Genomic DNA, 17,270 nt, shown 5'->3' on the forward strand with positions numbered 1-17,270 from the left:
GCCGACATGAACCCTGCCGCTGGAGGCGACAGCCTGCTCGAGATCCGCGGACTGGAAAAGCGCTTTTCACTGTCCGGGGATTTCCTCGAGCAGCTCAAGTTCCGGCGTGGTCGTATCGTGCGCGAGCAACAGCACGTGCACGCGATCAATGGGGTCGACCTGGACATCCGCCGCGGGGAGTCGCTGTGCGTGGTGGGCGAATCCGGCTGCGGCAAGTCGACGGTAGCGCGTACCGTAATGGGCCTGCTGCGGCCCAGCGCCGGCGAGATCCATTACGACGGCGAGCGTATCGATCATCTCGATTCGAAAGCATTGCTGCCTTTCCGTCAGCGCATGCAGATGATCTTCCAGAACCCCTACGCCTCGCTCAATCCGCGCATGACAATCCAGCAGACGCTGGAAGAGCCGATCCGCCTTCACCACCCGGACTGGAAGCCACAGCAGGTCGTCGACAAGGTCCACGAGGTGATGAGCTCGGTGGGTATCGCCCCGGACTGGGGCTCGCGCTACGGCCACGAGTTCTCCGGTGGCCAGCGACAGCGTATCGCCATCGCCCGAGCGCTGGCGGTGGATCCGGAATTCATCGTCGCCGACGAGCCGATTTCGGCGCTGGACGTGTCGATCCAGGCCCAGGTGCTGAACCTGTTGATGGAAGCCCAGCGCGAGCACCATCTCACCTACCTGTTCATCACCCACGACCTGGCGGTGGTGGAGCATTTCGGTACCCGGGTGGCGGTGATGTACCTGGGCCGCGTGTGCGAGGTGGCGCCCACGGCGACGCTGTTCGCCCGCCCGCGTCACCCCTACACCCAGGCGCTGATGTCGGCGATTCCACGCCTGGAGGACGACCGTCCCCAGCACCTGCGTCTGCAGGGCGAGGTGCCGACCCCGGTGAACCTGCCCTCGGGCTGCGTGTTCCACGGGCGCTGCCCCCACGCCAACGAGCGCTGCCGCCGGGAGATTCCCCGTCTGATCGCCACCGACGAGGGCGGCCAGGTCGCCTGTCATGGTGTCGAGGAAGGTCGTCTGTCTTGACCGCTGCCTTGACCTCCATCGCCTTCACCTGCAACACGCCGACGCCGGGTACGCCCGGCGTCGGGTTATCTGGCACAATCGACGTTTCGCAGGACAGGTGACACTTCCATGGAAATACGTTGGCTGGAAGACTTTCTCGCCTTGGCCCGCACGCGTCATTTTTCCCGTGCCGCCGAAGAACAGAACGTGACTCAGCCCACCTTCTCCCGGCGCATCAAGCTGCTCGAAGAGGAGATGGGCACCACCCTGATCAACCGTCAGACCCTGCCGCTGTCGCTGACGCCGGCCGGCGAGGCTTTCCTCGCCATGTGTCACGACGTCACCCGGCGGGTCGACCTGACCCGCCAGCGACTGGCCCAGATGGCCGAGGAACAGGCTGGACAGCTACGCCTGGGGGCACCCCAGAGCCTGCTGGCGCAGTTCCTGCCCCAGTGGCTCAGCGGATGGCAATCGCCACCGCCGCTGCAGCCCTACCTGCGTGCCACGGCCTGGCTGGTGGGCGACTATTTCCAGGGGCTTGCCTCCGGCGAGATCGACCTTGCCCTGTGCTACTGGCCGACCAGCGGCAATCCGCTGGAACTGGCCAACGAGGACACCGATTACTGCGTCATCGGCCGCGAGCGCTTTATGCCGGTGTGCCTGCCGGATGCCAGCGGCCAGCCTCGCTTTGCGCTGGAAGGCGGCAAGGGGCGCGCCCTGCCGTTGATCGCCTATCATCCCCGGGGCATGATCGATGCCGCCATCCGCTCCCACCTGGACCGACTCGGCGACGCCCCTACCCTGACGGTGCTCAACGAGAGCGTACAGAGCGGCAATATCCGAGAACTGGTCGCGCTGGGCTATGGCCTGGGCTGGTTGCCCGAGCGCAGCCTGGGCGAGGCGCTGGCCTCCGGCGCGCTGGTGGCGGCAGGACCGCCACGCTGGACGGTGTCCTTCGATATTCGCCTGTATCGCCACCTCTCGACCCGTCGCGCGGCGGTCGACGCCGCCTGGCAGGAGCTGTGTGCTCACGCCCTCGACGCCGAGGGTCAACCATGATGCCCCCGACCACCCAGCGGAGACCTAGCCTTGCCCCAGCCTGACGCCCGTTCAAGCTTGTCCCCTGCCTCCTCGGGCCTTCGCGCGGATGCAGCAACACCGGACGGCTTTCGTGCCGCTCGCTGGCTGTCCAATCCGCATGTCCAGACGCTGCTGCCGAGGGTACTTCGTCCCGCGGAGGTGGACTGGCGGCAGGAATTTCTCGACCTGCCCGACGGTGACGAGGTGGAGCTTAGCTGGGTGCTGCCGGAACCCGATGACCAGAGCGCCCCGCTGTTCGTGCTGTTCCATGGCCTCGAGGGGGGAATCACCTCGCCCTACGCCCACGATCTGCTGGCGGCGGCCAGAGACCAGGGCTATCGGGCCTTGCTGATGCACTTCCGTGGCTGTGGCTCACGCCCCAACCGCTTGCCGCGCGCTTACCACAGCGGCGATACCGGCGACGCCAGGGTATTGCTTGAGGTACTGGGCGATCGCTATCCCGAGGCAGCCAAGGTCGCCGGTGGCGTGTCGCTGGGGGGCAATATGCTGCTTCGGTTGGTCGCCGAAGAGGACGCAAACTCGTTGGGGGTCGACGCCGCGGTGGTGATCAGCGCGCCGCTGGATCTGGCGGCCTGCGCCCAGCGCCTGGGCGAGGGTTTTTCGCGGGTCTACGAACGCCACCTGCTGGCCTCGCTCAAGCGCAAGGTGATACCCCGGCTCGAACGCGGCGAGCTTTCCCTTAAGGTCAGCGTCGAGCAGGTGCGCCGGCTGAAGCGCCTGCGCGACTACGACGACGTCATCACGGCGCCGATGCACGGCTTCCGGGACGCCGATGACTACTATGCCCGTGCCTCCAGCGGCCCGGTGCTCGATCGGGTGGCCGTTCCGACCCTGATGCTGCATGCCCGTGACGATCCTTTCATGCCGGCCGACCTGATCGAGCGCTTCCCGGCTCGCTCGCCGCTGGTGACCCTGGAAGTCGCCGAACGCGGCGGCCATGTCGGCTTCATGGAGCCAGGCCCTCGCCGCCCTCGCCCTTGGCTTGGCCGACGGCTGGCGCGCTACCTGCAGGAATTGTCGCTGGACCAGCAATGACATGGCTCCTGCTCATGCAAGGGCAAGTCAGATCAAGCACTGTCACGCATCATCACACAAGAGCCCCGGCCATGGCCGGGGCTCTTGTGGTTTACGCGGTGTGTTGCGTGCTGTGCTACGCGCTTGGTCACTGCAGTTCCGGAGGATCTCCCGGCAGGCTCCAGGTGTAGATCAGGTCCACCGCCTGGGCGGCGCCGGAGACCGCTTCCAGGTAGAGGCTCCGCCACAGCTGGTAGGTCAGGGTCAGCTCGGCGATGGGCGAGAAGATGCCGACGCCGTAGCCCACCTCCAGACGGTCGGTAAGACGGCCGCTGACCACCACCTGACTGCTCTCGCCACTGCCGGAGGTATCCAGCGACAGGTCCTGGATGCCGAAGGCCTCACCCATGGCGCCTACCGCCCCCCCGGTCTTGCCCAGGGTCAGGCCGATCAGCGCCGAGGTCAGGGCGCCGCTGGAGTCGCCGCTGTCATCCGGCGCCCGGCCGCGCAGCACGTAGGACAGCGCCCGAGACTCGTCCATCGACGGCTCGGAGAAGATCTCCAGATCCGGCTGGCTGGCGGTACCGGTGACCTTGAGACCGGCGATCACTCCGTCTTCGGTGCTGGCCGGGTTACGGATGGCTTCGAAGTCCAGCGTCGGCAGACTCGGCGGGCCGGCGAAGATCAGCTTGCCCTGGCGAATCTGCAGATCCTGGCCGTAGGCGCGGAAGCGGCCATCGACCAGGCTGACGTCGCCGAACAACTGCAGTGGCCCGTTGTTCTGGCGCACCTCCAGATCCCCTTCCAGCTCGGTCTGCAGACCGTAGGCGCTCAGGCGCATGTCGGGTCCCAGCAGCAGCCGTACGCGGATGTCGATGGCCATGCCCGCCTCGGCCATGGCCTCGGCAGTGGACTCTCCTACCGGGTCTTCCTGGGCACGCCGTTCGGCCTCCTTGGCCTCCTCGTCCATCTCGCGGGTGATGATGATCTCGTCACCGCTCGGGGTGACCGCGGACGCCGGAACGTCACCGACCTTGAGCCTGGCCCAGGGGATCCGCACCTCGCCACGTACCCGCAGTCGCGAGGGGTTGGCGGTGATGGTCAGGTCCGGGGCCAGCTTCAGCTTGCCGAAGGCCGGCATGGCGGCGAGCAGCGGATCCTGCACCGCGGACAGCGCCATGTTGGCCTCCCAGCTACCGTCAGGCCAGGCGGCGTCACCGGTGATATTCAGGCGCCCTTCCTCGGCGTCCACATGGCCGGAAATCCGCGCGCTGTCGCCGGACAGCGCGATATCCAGCCGACCATCGGTGACCGCCAGGGGGATATCACCACCGTGGACCCTGAGCCCGGTCAGACTGATGTCGCCACTGAGATCGGGCGCTTCACGGGTTCCGGCGATACGGATGGTGCCGCCAAGACTGCCCTCGAGTTCATCGAGGCCGGCCGCCAATGGCTGATAGGGTGCCAGGCGCACGTCGGTAATGGTCAGGGTGCCGTCCAGGCCACCGCGTCCCATGGGATCGTCGATGGCCAGGGCCAGGTCGATATCGCCGCTCTGGGCCAGTGACAGCGCCAGGTCCATGTCGATGCGGGCCTCGCTGGCGTCTGCACTGAGCGACATGCTGGTGGCAGGCACCGACCAAGGCTGGCCATAGGCGTCCTCGCCGGTCACGCTGACCTCGCTGTCGACCTGGACGTCGGCCTGCCAGCGACTGCCGCCGGCCGACCAGCCAGCGACGACACGAGCGCCGGTGTCGCCGTCGATGGCCCAGCCCTGAGGCAAGGCCTCGTTGACCAGGTCCATGGGTAGCTCATTGATCTCGAGGGTCAGCGAACCGGCGTCCGCCGAGGCGCTCAGCGGCTCACTGATGCACACGGCGCCGCCCTGGCGACGTGCCAGGCAGAAAGGCTCGGCCTGGACCGACCCCGCGGCCAGGTCGGCCTCGAAACTCAGCGGATCATCGAGGGCGATATCGCCCTGGGGCAGCGTGACTTCCAGCGGCGACAGGGTTCCCTTATAGCGGTCGCGGGCCTCGTTCATGGCCCCGTCAAGGGCCAGCACCAGACGGTTGAGTGGCCCCTCCTCGCTGCCCTCCACGGTGAGCTCAAGGCGGTGATCCGACAGCCGCCCATCGAGATCCAGGGCGATATCGGAGAATCGCTGGCCACCGGCTTCGACCTGTCTTGCCTCAAGACCGATATCGAGCTCGGGGTCGTCGATACCGGCCACACGGCCGGACAGCGACAGCTCGCCGACGCGATTCTCCTCAAACGCCACCCCGCTGCCGTTCAAGGCAAGGTCAAGCTGGGGCGCCTGGAGGCTGCCGCTGGCCGTGATGTCACCGGATAGCTGGCCGGCAAGCCCCGGATACAGGCTCGCCATGTCCGGCAGTGATATCTCGGCGTCGACGTCGAGGTTGGACTCGCTGACCTGGCCGACGGCCTGGATGCGATTGTCGCCCTGGCGGAAATCGAGGCTGTCGATGTCCCATTGCATATTGCTGTTGCCGGCGAGTTGGGCCTCCAGCGACAGCGGTCGGCCATCGAGGGTACCCTCGATATCCAGCGCCGGCACCTCCACCCGCCAACCCTCATCGGTCTGGGTGAACGCCACCTGCAGGGTGCCGTCGATATCCCCCGCGAGCCCTTCGACGAAGGGTTCCGGATTAAGGCCCGTGAGGGTCGCTGCCGCCTCCACCGAGACGCCGTCAGACCAGTCGACACGTCCCTCGGTGCTGAGAGCGCCGGCGCCCTCCGGTGCGACCTCAAGCGGCGCCCAGGCAAACTGTGAAAGATCCCCCTGGCCCTGAAGGGCCAGGGTGGTTGGCGGTACATCCGGTCCCTCGGCGGCCAGGGCCAGTTGCAGCGTATAGCCGGTCAGGGAACCCTCGATGGCGAGATCCAGATCGCGGGCGATCCACGGCTCCACCTCGGCCGTGGCAGCGGTGGCATTGCCAGCTTCAGCATTGTCTGGTGCGCTTGTCTCGGCGTCGCTCACCTCGCCAGTCTCTTCGATGCCTTCAGGCAGGGGGCTGTCCATGCCAGGCAGCGGCCATTGCAGTCTGGGGCTCTGGAAGGTGGCGCTGAAGGGCAACGTGGGGTCGAGGGCGTCGAGTCGGGCGACCAGGTGGGTGTCCACCGGGCCCGAGGTCTTCAGGTCGATTTCCAGGTCGGCCAGACTGCCGGCTGCACTCAGCTCGACCCGCTCGCCGGACAGCGCCGGGAAGATTTCCGGCAGGTACAGATCGGCGGCAAAATTGAGCTCCAGCGGGTAGTCGCCGCTCAACGTGGCGCGGGCCTGGAGCTCGGCGTCGGCATCGGCGGAGGCCACCGCCAGGGGCTCGATGGTAACGGTCTGGCCGCGGGCATCGAGACTCAGGTCCAGACGCTCGACGTGGTAGTCGAAGGCACCGTCGACGGTGGTGTCCTCGACCACCAGCTCGGGTACTTCAATGGCCAGTGGCAAGGTGACCTCGGGCAGCACCAGACGCTCACGCTCACCCAGCGGGATGTCATCGGCCTTGGCTGCGGCCCCTTCCATCTCGGCGGCGGCCTCGCTCGGCAACGGCGAGCGCACCGCGATGGCGGCGTCGATGGCCTCGGCGCTGACGATGGGCCCTTCGTGTTCGGCGTCGCTCAGGGCCAGCATGGCGCCGGGCGTCAACGGCAGGGTCAGATGAAGACCCGCCAGGCGCGTAGGTCGAACGCTAAGGGTATCGCCCTCGGCCACCGCCGCGGTGGTGAAGCTGTCCCAGGCCAGTCGAGTGCCGTCGGCTAGTTGCACGGCGACGTCCTCGACCGCCAGTTCACGGATCTCGACGGGAAACGGCAGCGCCAGGGGCCCCGGCTCGGCGCTGGTCGGCTCGGGTTCTACGGGAGGCTCCTCCGCGGCTTCGCTCTCGCCCAGGCGTACGTCGGTACCCGACACCCTCAGGTAATCAAGACACAGCCGGCCATCAAGAACGCAGTCCTCTGCCCAGGACAGCGACAACGCGTCCACCGACAGCCGCAGGCTGCCCATCTCCATGCGAAAGCCATCCAGCGCAAAGGTGTCGAGCAGCGCGCCTTCGACCGCCTCGTACTCGAGAAAGCCCATGCGCTGGCCCTGATCCAGCGCCATTCGGGTGCCCCAGGGACTCAGCACCAGGCCGCCAATCAGCAGCACCAGGCCAACCAGGGTCAACGGCAGCCAGATCAGCAGACGTGTCAGGGCCCACAGGGCGCGTCCTTTTCTCATTGAAGCCTCGTGTCAGGGGCCAGCGGCATCGGGTTCAAAACTCGGGCCCGATGGCGAAGTGCAGCCGGAAATTGTCGTCTTCGTCATCGAAGGGATGGGCGACATCGAAGCGGATCGGGCCGACCGGAGAAATCCAGCGCACGCCCAGACCCGCGCCCTTGTTCAGGTCGCCCGGCCACCACTCGGAGAAGGCGTCACCGACATCGAAGAAGGCCGCGCCCCACCACTTGCCGGTGATCCGGCGCTGGGCCTCGACGCTGGCGGTGAACTCGTGCTGACCGCCTTCCAGGTCGCCGTTCTCGTCTTCCGGCGACAGCGACTCGTAGCTGTAGCCACGCACGCTGGAGTCACCACCGGTAAAGAAGCGAAGCGAAGGGGGAATCTTCTCGAAATCGTCGGTATTGATCGCGCCGACACCCAGTCGGCCGATAAAGCGGTTGTCGTCACCCAACTTGCGGATCCAGGCGGTATCGCCGGTCATGCGGAAGAACTCGGCATCAGAGCCCCAGGCATCGCTGGAGTACTGCAGCTCGAGATTCTGACGATCGCCCCAGGTGGGAAACTGAGGGTTGCGCGTACGGGTACGCGACCAGCTTACCCCGGGATAAAGCAGCAGCACCTGATCGGACTGCTCCCCCTGGGTAAAGTCCTCGTAGGTGGCGCGCAGATAGACCGTCTGCTCCCAGTCATTCTCGAACACCCAGTGCCGACCAAAATCGACAGTACTCTCGAAGCTTTCGGTGTCCTCGATGTCCTGCTGGCGCAGCCCGTACTGCAGTCGGTAGCTATCGTTGAGCGGATCCTCCAGCGGGATCTTGTAGGTGCCGCTGAACTGCTGATCCGGTGCCGACAGATATAGCTGATTGGTCCAGCTATGGCCGTAGCGGTTGACCCAGGGCTGCTCCCAGGAGAACTGCAGGCGCGGCCCCACATCGGTGGCGAAGCCGATACCCGCCTCGAACTGGTGACGATCCGCCGGCGTCACGCTGACATCGATCGGCATGGTCGGGAATTCCGGTGGATACAGTCCAAGCGCCACCGCCAGAGCGTCGCGGCTGATCCGCGGCCCCTGGTACGGCGTCGGGATCTCCGCGACGTCCACCGAGTACCACCAATTGTCGTTCTCGGGCAGCGCCAGGGAGCCCTTCTGGCGTTCCAGGCGGGGGCGTACCGTCAGCGAGCCGAACCATTCGGTCTCGCTCAACTGGTTGTTGAGTTCGGCGACGTCGCTTGCCAGGTAAGGATCGCCGTAGTCGAAGGGCACCAGATTGCGCAGGCGTTCCTCGACGATGTGATGGCCCTTGAAATTGACCCTGCCGAAGCGATAGCGCGGCCCGCTGTCCATGCCCAAGTACAGCCGGGCGCTGTTGGCCCAGGGGCGAATTTCCATGCGCTCATCGGTGAACTGCCAATCGAAGTAGCCTCGCTCCACGGTCAGGCCCTGCAGCCTACCCTTGAGACTCTCGTAGGGGGCGTGTTTGAGGATGTCGCCTTCCTCTTGCGGATAGGCGTCGATCGCCAACTGAAAGGGGGCGTCATCGCGGGCGTCGCCCTCCAGGGTGAAATCGATCACTTCCAGCTTGACCGGCTCCCCCTTGTCGATGGTGAGGAAGACCTCCTGGGGCTCGTCATCGCGGTCGAAACGCATCTCGATCTGCGGTTCATAGTAGCCGTAGACTCGCATCGCCTCCTGGGTCAGTCGAACCACCTCGTTGCGCAGCCGCTCCACACGATACTGGCTGCCGTCGAGCCCCTGCAGGTAGACCTCGACATTGTTGGCCATATCCCCTTCGATACCGACGATCTCGGCATCCATGCCCAGGGCCGGCACCGACACCGAGACCAGGCAAAGGGCGGCCCCTGATCGACGGACGAACGGACCCAGACCCGAACGAGCGGGAACGCGATTTTCCATAATAGACTGGCTTTCCTGACGTGGGTGCTGGATCAACGCAGCGCCTCCAGTTGGGCGCTGAACGCGAGCTGGGACTGACGCAGTTCGCGAAGATCGGCGCCAAGCGACCGGGCGCTGTCATCCAGCGCATCCAGGCGCTGCTCGAGCCTGGCTTCCATTGCGCGACGTTCCTCCGCACCATCTTGGCGCGATTGGCGCAGGCCTTCAACGTCCTCGTCCAGGGAGGCAAGCCGCTGCTCCAGGGTGTCGAACCGCGGCAACAGCTGCCCCAGCCGGGTATCCAGGCGCGTTACCACCTCATCGACCCTGGTGGTCAGCGACCCCAACCGGCCGGCAAAGGACTCGCGGGCATCATCGAAGCGGTCCATGCGAGCCTCCAGGGCACCTCGGGCATTGTCGCCGGCTCGTTCAACGGCACCCAGCGATGTGCGTGTCGCCGCCAGCGTATCGGCGATGGAGGCGATACGCTCTTCGACATCCTGCAGAGTGTCGGCGTTGTTGCTGTGTTGGTCCAGCGTTGTCTGTGCCTGTTCGGAAACAGTGTTTCTTATATCCTCGGCGGTCGACTCGAGTCGCTGGGCCAGGGCATCGTCCCGCTGTTCGAGTTCGGCCACTCGACGCTGGATGTCCGCCACCAGGTCCCCTTCTCCCTGCTCGGCATCGAACCGCGCATGAATGTTGGACAACTCCCCCCTCAAGCGGGTCAGCTCACCCTCGAGCCGCTGACGTTCCTGCCAGGCCAGCCAGCCAGCAGCCCCCACTGCACAGATAATCAACAGCACCAGTAGCCATAGCGGCCAAAGTCTAGGCGCCGGGGGCCGGCGATAGCGAGCGGCGGATACACTCTCTCCTGGATCGGGTACGATAGCGCCCGGACGGCCGACTTCCGGTGGATGCCCCATGAAACTCTCCTTGCGGTTCAGCGTGTGGCACTGTGGCACCGGATGACATCGCTGGCTCAGGGCCGATCACGTGCCACGGGCCTTGGCGGCCAAAGTTGGCTGATAGTGTAAGGTTTTTTACCATATTTACGCACGGCAGACGGATAACGCGTTAGCGCTATCCCGATCAACGCCTTGCTGTGGGGCACCTGCCATACCTCGCTTCACCATGACGTTCACGACCCCGGAGTCCCCATGATCCTTGAATTGCCTGCGCTGCCCTTCGATAGCCACCAACTGGAACCCTACCTCTCGAAGGCCTGGGTCGAGGATCGCTATCAGGGGGACCATCAACGTCATCTGACAGCGCTCAATCATTGGGCGAGCGGCTCAGGCACGGCTACGAGGTCCCTCGAGGACGTAATGTCAAAGGCCCATGGTGAGGTGCTCGAACATGCGGTCGAAGCCTGGAACCTTACCCTGTTCTGGCACTGCCTGTTACCGCGCCCGACAGCACCGGAGGGTCGACTGAACGAGGAACTGACACAGACGTTCGGTTCCTTTACAGGATTGAGAGAGGCGATGCACGGGCGGGTCGAAAACGAACAGGAGCAAGGGAACCGGCGGCCAGGCTGGCTGTGGCTGCTGCACTCCAACCGTGGCATGAGCCTGACGATCAGTGCGCGTGGCCAGCGGCTTGATGCCGCATCGGGCAGGCCGCTGCTGGTCATGGATCTTGGCTGTGGAAAGTCTCCGGTTGAGCAACTCTGGCCGCTGATTCACTGGGACTTTGTCGCCCAGAATCTCGGCGACTGTCATTGACCGATGACACCTCGAGCAGCTCAGTTCGGGCCAGGCCTGGTCTGGCCAAGACAGAACAAGACACCAAAGCAAAGAGCGCAGTAAATACTGCGCTCTTTACGGGACAGACCCGGTGCCGGGCCGATGGTTCGGCTGTCAGGCCCTGATCGATATATCAGGTTGACGGATCGGCGCGTCGGCCGATGCCGCGATAGTGAAAGCCCTGGGCGGCGACGTACTGGGGGTCATAGATATTGCGACCATCGAGGACCAGGGCGCCCTTCAGCTGTCGCTTGAGCGCCATCCAATCGGGATTCCAGTAGGCCTTCCACTCGGTGACCAGCATCAGCGCATCGGCGCCATGGCAGGCGTCGAGCGGGTCGTCCTGATGCAGGCTCAACAGCGGGTGGTCACCGACCACCGCACGTACGGCAGGGAGCGCAGCGGGGTCATGCAATCTGACGTGTACACCCTGGGCCCACAGGGCGCGCAGCAGCGTCAGCACGGGCGCATGATCGATGCGCGCAGTGCCGGGCTTGAAGGCAGCCCCCCAGATGGCCACGGTGCGCCCTTCCAGACGCCCCTGATAGTGAGCCCACAGCTTGCGGAACAGCGTCTCCTTCTTGTGCTCGTTGATCTCGAGCACCTGGTCGAGCAACTCGGAGTGGCGGCCGCTGGCCGACTGGACATCCACCAGGCCCACCAGATCCCGGCTGAAATTGGGGCCACCGAAACCACAACCGGGGTACAGGTATTCATAGCCGATGCGCTGATCTGCCCCCATGCCCTGACGCACGTACTCCACGTCCACGCCCAGGGTGTCGGCTAGCCCGGCCATCTCGTTCATGTAGCTGATACGGGTCGCCAGCATGCCGTTGATGGCCAGCTTGGTCAGCTCCGCGGCACGTCGAGGCATCCGCTTGAACACCTCGTGACGCCGATTGAAGGCACGCATCAATTCTCGCACCTGGCGCTCGGCGTGGTCATCGTCACAGCCCAGCAGCCAGCTGCGGGCGCGGGTAAAGGTCTCCCAGGCCCGCCCTTCCTCGAGGGTGTCAGGCAGCGCCACCGAGGTCACATTCTGGCCCTCGAGCACAGACTCGAGCCGCTCGGTGTCGCCCACAGGAAAGGTCGCGTTGTTGACGATAATGGCACCGTCGGCAAGACGCGAGGCGTTCTCCTCCACCAGACGGCTGGCATCGTCGCGCTGGGTCGGTGACAAGGCCAGCCACAGCACGTCGATATCAGGGCCGTCGACCTCGCTGTTCCGCTCCAGGGTCAGGTGCCCGGCCTCCATGGCCTCCGTCAGGCGTTGCAGTACCGAAGGCTCACGGATCAGCCAGTCACTATCCTTGAGCTCGCTCCAGCGGCGATCCAGCGGTTGCCAGCAGACATCATGTCCAACCCAGGAGAGCGCGGCGGCAGCGGTGGCTGCCGAAAGCTCACTTCCATGTATCACGACCTTCATGGCTTCAGTCCTCGGCGGCGTAGCGTTTCAGCAGCTCGGTGAAGCCCTTGCCATAGCGGGAGTGGCGCCGACCATAGGCCAGGATCGCCTCCAGGTAGCCGAGCTGGTGGCCGCAGTCGTAGGTGGTGCCCTGCATGCGGTAGGCGTCCACGCCTTCGGCGACGCGCAGCTCCTCGATGGCGTCGGTAAGCTGAATCTCGTTGCCGGCGCCGGGCGGGGTCTTGGCCAGCAGCGGGAAGATACGACCCGGCAACATGTAGCGTCCGATCACCGACAGGTTGGAGGGCGCTTCCTCGACCTTGGGTTTCTCGACCAGGCCGGACAGCTCACAGGACTCACCGGGCTCGGGGGACTCGCCCTTGGGCGCAACGATGCCGTACTTGTAGACCAGCTCGCGTGGAACCTCTTCCACCATCAGCTGGGAGCGTCCGGTGCGCTCGAAGGCGTCGATCATGCCGGCAAGGTCATTGCGCTCAAGGCCATCATCATCGACCAGTACGTCGGGCAACAGCACGGCAAAGGGCTCGTCGTCACCGATCACTGGACGGGCGCACAGCACCGCGTGGCCGAGGCCCAGAGGTTCAGGCTGACGCACGCTGATGATGTTGACGTCGGCAGGAACGATGGCACGCAGCTCCTCGAGCAGCTCGGTCTTGCCCTTGGCCTCGAGCCCGGCCTCCAGTTCAAAATGCTTGTCGAAGTGGTTCTCGATGGCGCTCTTGGTGCCGTGGGTCACCAGCACGATGTCACGAATGCCCGCCGCAACGGCCTCCTGTACCACGTACTGGATCACCGGGCGATCGACGATGGTGATCATTTCCTTGGGGATGGCCTTGGACGCCGGCAGACACCGTGTGCCAAAACCTGCGACGGGGAGAACGGCCTTGCGGATCATGAGACTTCCTTCTTCTCGAAATTGGGTTCGGCTGTCGTCCATGGCGATCTGGGCCATGGGACTCGGAACAGGGAATGCGTAGAATAGCGTACCAGACGAACTCGGTCCGCTGACATCGGCGGCATGGAACGCCCTGGAGATACAGATGAGCATATCCGATACCCCTTCCGCCAACGTGGACCACAACGAGATCGACAAGTTCTCCGCGCTGGCCGAACGTTGGTGGGATCCCGAAGGCGAATTTAAACCGCTGCATGCCATCAACCCGCTGAGGCTCGATTTCATCGACGCCAGAGTGGGACTGGCCGGACGCGAAGTGCTGGACGTCGGTTGCGGCGGAGGCATCCTCTCCGAGGCCATGGCACGCCGCGGCGCTCGGGTGACCGGTATCGATCTGGCCGAGGCGTCGCTGGCGGTTGCGCGTCAACACGCCGATGAGCAGGGGGTCGCTCTCGAATACCGCTACATCAGCGTCGAAGACATGGCCGAGGAAGCGCCGGAGCGCTTCGAAGTGGTGACCTGCCTGGAAATGCTCGAGCACGTGCCCGATCCCGAAGCCATCGTGCGTGCCTGCGCTCGCCTGCTCAAGCCCGGCGGACAGCTCGCGCTGTCGACCATCAATCGAAATCCCAAGTCCTACGCCCTGGCTATTCTCGGCGCGGAATACGTGCTCGGCATGGTACCTCGTGGTACCCATGACTACGCCCGTTTCATCCGCCCAGCCGAACTGGCCCGCTGGTGTCGCGATGCAGGACTCGAGATCGAGGAGCAAAGCGGTCTGGTCTACCACCCGATCACTCGTCGCTTCTCTCTGTCTGCCAACGACGTCTCGGTCAACTACCTGATGATCTGTCGCAAGGAGACCGCGTGAACGATTCGCTACCTCACGCCCTGCTGTTCGACCTTGATGGCACCCTGGTGGATACCGCCCCTGACCTGGCCCAGGCCACCAATCGATTGCGCCGGCTGCATGGTCTGGACGAGCTGCCCTACCCTGCCATTCGCGCCCAGGTGTCCAATGGTGGCAGCGCCCTGGTCACCCTCGCGCTGGGGCTCGAAAGCGAGCATCCCGACCACGCGGCAGCACGTCAGCAGCTGCTCGACCTCTACGCCGAAGCGGTGGCCGAACACAGCCAGGTGTTCCCGCCGCTCGACCGTCTGCTGCTCCACTGGGATGGCCTCGATCGGCCCTGGGGGATCGTCACCAACAAGCCACGTCTGTATGCCGAGCCCCTGGTCGAGGCGCTGGGACTCGCGCCGGGCGTCATGCTCTGCGCCGACGACCTGCCGGTGAAGAAGCCACATCCAGAACCACTGCTGGAGGCGGCCAGGCGCCTCGACGTAGCGCCCGAGGCGTGCTGGTATCTAGGCGACCACGTGCGCGACATGCAGGCGGCAAAAGCCGCGGGCATGCCGGCTATCGCCGTGGGCTATGGTTACATTGCCGAGGAAGAAGATTACCGGGACTGGCCGGCCGACCGCTGGTTCGATACCGCGGAGGCGGTTCTCGAGGCGCTGAGAGGCCACTGAGACGTTACTGAAAGCCAGACGTCGACGAGGCCAGGGCGGCGGCCGAAGCCCTGCACGACGACGCGAGGCGCGAGCTGAGCGACCTGAGCGTCGCTTCGCTGGCGCTGGGGGCGGGATCGGCAGTTTCCGCTGTGAAACGCAAGGAACGGCGGGCCGATCGGCTCGCCGTTCCTTTTGCAACGCTCGTTGCTCGCTTCGCTTGCCTGTGACGTCAGCTTCTCGGCGGCTGGGCGTCGAAGGCTTCCCCGTTGCGGCCCTTGCTGTCAGGGCCCATCAGCCACAGATAGGTCGGCATGATGTCCTCTGCGGTCCGCAGGCTCATGGGGTCCTCGCCCGGGTAGGCGCTCTTGCGCATGGCGGTGCGGGTCGCCCCGGGGTTGAGGGTGTTGATCCTCAGGGTCCCCAGATGATCGATCTCCTCGGCCAGTACCTGGGCAAAGCCTTCGGTGGCGAACTTGGAGACCGAATAGGCGCCCCAGTAGGCCCGCCCCTTGCGGCCAACACTCGACGAGGTAAAAATCACCGAGGCGTCGGCAGACTTGGTCAGCAGTGGCAACAGCGCCTGGGTCATCCAGATGGGCCCGTTGATGTTGACCTGCATGACCTGATCCCACAGCTCCGGATTGTACTGCTCGAACGGAGTGATCCGGCCTAGCTGCCCGGCGTTGTGCAGGATACCGTCGAGCCGGCCGAACTCCTTGTCCAGCGCTTCGGCCATATCGTGGTAATCCTTGAGCGTCGCCCCTTCGAAGTTCAACGGGAAGATCGCCGGTTGCGGGCCTCCGGCGGCCTCGATCTCGTCGTACACCTTCTCGAGCTTGGCGGTGGTGCGGCCCAGCAGAATCACGGTGGCCCCGCGACGTGCGTATTCGATCGCCGCGGTGCGCCCGATGCCGTCTCCGGCACCGGTCACCAGCAGAATGCGATCCTTTAGCAGGTCTTGAGGTGCCTGGTAATCAATCTTGCACTCGGTCATGGCGCTTCCTTGATCAGGCCCCGGCCTGACGCAAATAGTCATCGGCAAGAGACGCCGCATTGCTGTCAGGATAGTCCTGCTGGACGGATTCCAGAAGTGCGTGGCCGCCTTCGGTATCTCCCTGCCGCGCTTTCAGCAGTCCCAGCTTGTACATGGCGTCGGGAACCTTGCTGCTGTCGGGAAAACGGTCCAGTACGGTCTCGAAGGCAACGGCGGCATCGCCAAAGGACGACTGTGCCGAATGCAATTCACCGAGCCAGTAGTAGGCGTTGGCGGTCAGGCTGGAGTCGGGATAACGATCGACGAAGGTATCGAAGTCGCTGATCGCCTGATCGAAGTCTCGCGACTGCACCTTGGAGAACGCCGACTGATAGGCCTCCCTGGCATCATCGCTGGCCTGGCCAGAGGACGATGAGGATGCTCCGCTGCCGCTGCCGCTGCCGCTGCTGTCTGCGGATTCGCTCGGCGGCTCCGTTGGCTCACTCGGGGCGCTTGGCGACGCTGCCTGGCGCGGCAACTCGGACATGCGCTGATCGAGGTCCATGTACTGCTGGCGACTCTGTTGCTTGAGCTGATCGAGTTGGTAGCGCAGTTCTTCGATCTGCCCGCGCAATTCTCGCAGCTCGCGCTGGTGCTGCTCGACCTGGTTGAACAGTGCGAGATTGCCGCTGGCCTGGGCCTGGGTGGCCGTCTGATCGTAAAAGCTGTTGCCACCGCTGAGGTCTCTGACGACCGGCTGCTGAGCCAGTGCAGGTGACAGGATGGCGGGTACCATGACGGACAACGGGAGCACCAGGGCTCCCGCGCCGCACAGTCCCTTAAGACTGTGTCTCATTGACTTCTCCCACGTCCGACGTCAGTGGCTTTCAGTAAGCAAAGACCACACGGCGGTTCTGTGCAAAGGCATCCTCGTTGCTGCCGCGAGCTGCGGGGCGCTCTTCGCCGTAGCTCACCACTTCCATCTGCGAGGGATTGACGCCCTGCAGGCGCAGGTAGCGCTCGACGGACCCGGCACGACGCTCGCCAAGCGCGAGGTTGTACTCGCGGGTGCCGCGCTCGTCGGTGTGGCCCTGCAGCACGACGGAGGCGTTGGGGTTGCTGCTCAGGTACTGGGCGTGGGCGTTGACCACCGATTCGAACTCGGGACGGATGGCGTCGCTGTCGTAGTTGAAGTAGATGGTACGCACTTCCGGGATACGGCCGTCGGCCATCTGGCCGGCACCGTCGGTGCCATAGCCGGAGCCGCTGACCTGGCCGCTGCCGGCGGTGCCGGTACCGACGCCGGTGCCACCCATGGTACCGCCGGTACCGGTGCCTGCGGCGCTGCCGTCCTGGGTGCCGCCGGTGCTGGAACAGCCAGCCAGAACGGCCAGGGAAGCGGCGATGGCCAGCGAACGGGCGTAGGGCTTGAGAAACATCGTGTCACTCTCCTTGCGTG

General features: G+C 65.0%; 14 protein-coding genes. 6 read left to right on the forward strand and 8 right to left on the reverse strand.

The window, feature by feature from the left end; translation table 11 throughout:
* The first annotated feature begins 6 nt into the window (after window positions 1-6).
* The 3 genes from NFH97_RS19590 (at window position 7) to NFH97_RS19600 (ending at window position 3,150) form a co-directional block, all read left to right on the forward strand.
* Window positions 7-1,035: an ABC transporter ATP-binding protein gene (locus tag NFH97_RS19590; RefSeq protein WP_045992090.1), complete on the forward strand. Its 1,029-nt coding sequence runs from the start codon at window positions 7-9 to the stop codon at window positions 1,033-1,035.
* Window positions 1,036-1,143: 108 nt separating this feature from the next.
* Complete coding sequence (locus NFH97_RS19595) at window positions 1,144-2,073, forward strand: LysR family transcriptional regulator (RefSeq protein ID WP_349625402.1); 930 nt, start codon at window positions 1,144-1,146, stop codon at window positions 2,071-2,073.
* 30 nt (window positions 2,074-2,103) lie between these two features.
* Window positions 2,104-3,150, forward strand: coding sequence for a hydrolase (locus NFH97_RS19600; RefSeq protein WP_349625403.1), 1,047 nt, complete (start codon window positions 2,104-2,106; stop codon window positions 3,148-3,150).
* Window positions 3,151-3,277: 127 nt separating this feature from the next.
* On the opposite strand, the gene tamB is transcribed toward NFH97_RS19600, so the two are convergent.
* The 3 genes from tamB to NFH97_RS19615 are packed head-to-tail and all read right to left on the reverse strand — an operon-like array spanning window position 3,278 to window position 10,183.
* On the reverse strand, window positions 3,278-7,366 hold the full coding sequence (gene tamB / locus NFH97_RS19605; protein WP_349625404.1) for an autotransporter assembly complex protein TamB: 4,089 nt from the start codon (window positions 7,364-7,366) through the stop codon (window positions 3,278-3,280).
* Window positions 7,367-7,400: 34 nt separating this feature from the next.
* The gene (gene tamA, locus NFH97_RS19610; RefSeq protein WP_222516815.1) at window positions 7,401-9,281 is read right to left on the reverse strand and encodes an autotransporter assembly complex protein TamA; all 1,881 of its coding nucleotides are present in this window, start codon (window positions 9,279-9,281) and stop codon (window positions 7,401-7,403) included.
* Window positions 9,282-9,313: 32 nt separating this feature from the next.
* On the reverse strand, window positions 9,314-10,183 hold the full coding sequence (locus NFH97_RS19615) for a hypothetical protein (protein ID WP_146164684.1): 870 nt from the start codon (window positions 10,181-10,183) through the stop codon (window positions 9,314-9,316).
* A 234-nt stretch (window positions 10,184-10,417) separates the two neighbouring features.
* Here NFH97_RS19615 and NFH97_RS19620 point away from each other — a divergent pair, with 234 nt between their 5' ends.
* Window positions 10,418-10,984, forward strand: coding sequence for a Fe-Mn family superoxide dismutase (locus NFH97_RS19620; protein ID WP_349625405.1), 567 nt, complete (start codon window positions 10,418-10,420; stop codon window positions 10,982-10,984).
* A gap of 154 nt (window positions 10,985-11,138) precedes the next feature.
* Here NFH97_RS19620 and NFH97_RS19625 read toward each other — a convergent pair whose 3' ends face one another.
* Both NFH97_RS19625 and galU read right to left on the reverse strand, forming a co-directional pair.
* Window positions 11,139-12,431 carry a nucleotide sugar dehydrogenase gene (locus NFH97_RS19625; protein WP_108133609.1) on the reverse strand — a complete coding sequence of 431 codons (1,293 nt, stop codon included), beginning with the start codon at window positions 12,429-12,431 and terminating at the stop codon, window positions 11,139-11,141.
* A gap of 4 nt (window positions 12,432-12,435) precedes the next feature.
* Complete coding sequence (gene galU, locus NFH97_RS19630; RefSeq protein WP_045992053.1) at window positions 12,436-13,326, reverse strand: UTP--glucose-1-phosphate uridylyltransferase GalU; 891 nt, start codon at window positions 13,324-13,326, stop codon at window positions 12,436-12,438.
* Between the two features lie 145 nt (window positions 13,327-13,471).
* On the opposite strand from galU, the gene ubiG reads away from it, so the two are divergent.
* Both ubiG and NFH97_RS19640 read left to right on the forward strand, forming a co-directional pair.
* Window positions 13,472-14,197, forward strand: a complete 726-nt coding sequence (gene ubiG / locus NFH97_RS19635) for a bifunctional 2-polyprenyl-6-hydroxyphenol methylase/3-demethylubiquinol 3-O-methyltransferase UbiG (protein WP_108133608.1) — start codon at window positions 13,472-13,474, stop codon at window positions 14,195-14,197.
* Window positions 14,194-14,856, forward strand: a complete 663-nt coding sequence (locus NFH97_RS19640; RefSeq protein ID WP_213227817.1) for an HAD family hydrolase — start codon at window positions 14,194-14,196, stop codon at window positions 14,854-14,856. Before ubiG ends, NFH97_RS19640 begins: the two co-directional genes overlap by 4 nt.
* A gap of 211 nt (window positions 14,857-15,067) precedes the next feature.
* On the opposite strand, the gene NFH97_RS19645 is transcribed toward NFH97_RS19640, so the two are convergent.
* The 3 genes from NFH97_RS19645 to pal are packed head-to-tail and all read right to left on the reverse strand — an operon-like array spanning window position 15,068 to window position 17,250.
* Window positions 15,068-15,832, reverse strand: a complete 765-nt coding sequence (locus tag NFH97_RS19645) for a YciK family oxidoreductase (RefSeq protein ID WP_045992050.1) — start codon at window positions 15,830-15,832, stop codon at window positions 15,068-15,070.
* A 13-nt stretch (window positions 15,833-15,845) separates the two neighbouring features.
* Window positions 15,846-16,667 carry a tol-pal system protein YbgF gene (gene ybgF / locus NFH97_RS19650; protein WP_349625406.1) on the reverse strand — a complete coding sequence of 274 codons (822 nt, stop codon included), beginning with the start codon at window positions 16,665-16,667 and terminating at the stop codon, window positions 15,846-15,848.
* Between the two features lie 31 nt (window positions 16,668-16,698).
* The gene (gene pal, locus NFH97_RS19655) at window positions 16,699-17,250 is read right to left on the reverse strand and encodes a peptidoglycan-associated lipoprotein Pal (protein WP_045992086.1); all 552 of its coding nucleotides are present in this window, start codon (window positions 17,248-17,250) and stop codon (window positions 16,699-16,701) included.
* Between the last annotated feature and the right edge of the window lie 20 nt (window positions 17,251-17,270).

Origin of the sequence: Halomonas sp. SCS19, from assembly GCF_040147015.1 — a bacterium.
In the GTDB taxonomy this organism is placed as follows: domain Bacteria; phylum Pseudomonadota; class Gammaproteobacteria; order Pseudomonadales; family Halomonadaceae; genus Halomonas; species Halomonas litopenaei.

What these genes read in the sequence shown, in the direction of transcription:
- ybgF (WP_349625406.1), bottom strand. Translation starts at nt 16,667, where the DNA reads ATGAGACACAGTCTTAAGGGACTGTGCGGCGCGGGAGCCCTGGTGCTC.
- NFH97_RS19645 (WP_045992050.1), bottom strand. Translation starts at nt 15,832, where the DNA reads ATGACCGAGTGCAAGATTGATTACCAGGCACCTCAAGACCTGCTAAAG.
- ubiG (WP_108133608.1), top strand. Translation starts at nt 13,472, where the DNA reads ATGAGCATATCCGATACCCCTTCCGCCAACGTGGACCACAACGAGATC.
- NFH97_RS19625 (WP_108133609.1), bottom strand. Translation starts at nt 12,431, where the DNA reads ATGAAGGTCGTGATACATGGAAGTGAGCTTTCGGCAGCCACCGCTGCC.
- pal (WP_045992086.1), bottom strand. Translation starts at nt 17,250, where the DNA reads ATGTTTCTCAAGCCCTACGCCCGTTCGCTGGCCATCGCCGCTTCCCTG.
- tamB (WP_349625404.1), bottom strand. Translation starts at nt 7,366, where the DNA reads ATGAGAAAAGGACGCGCCCTGTGGGCCCTGACACGTCTGCTGATCTGG.
- galU (WP_045992053.1), bottom strand. Translation starts at nt 13,326, where the DNA reads ATGATCCGCAAGGCCGTTCTCCCCGTCGCAGGTTTTGGCACACGGTGT.
- NFH97_RS19620 (WP_349625405.1), top strand. Translation starts at nt 10,418, where the DNA reads ATGATCCTTGAATTGCCTGCGCTGCCCTTCGATAGCCACCAACTGGAA.
- NFH97_RS19595 (WP_349625402.1), top strand. Translation starts at nt 1,144, where the DNA reads ATGGAAATACGTTGGCTGGAAGACTTTCTCGCCTTGGCCCGCACGCGT.
- NFH97_RS19590 (WP_045992090.1), top strand. Translation starts at nt 7, where the DNA reads ATGAACCCTGCCGCTGGAGGCGACAGCCTGCTCGAGATCCGCGGACTG.
- NFH97_RS19615 (WP_146164684.1), bottom strand. Translation starts at nt 10,183, where the DNA reads ATGGGGCATCCACCGGAAGTCGGCCGTCCGGGCGCTATCGTACCCGAT.
- tamA (WP_222516815.1), bottom strand. Translation starts at nt 9,281, where the DNA reads ATGGAAAATCGCGTTCCCGCTCGTTCGGGTCTGGGTCCGTTCGTCCGT.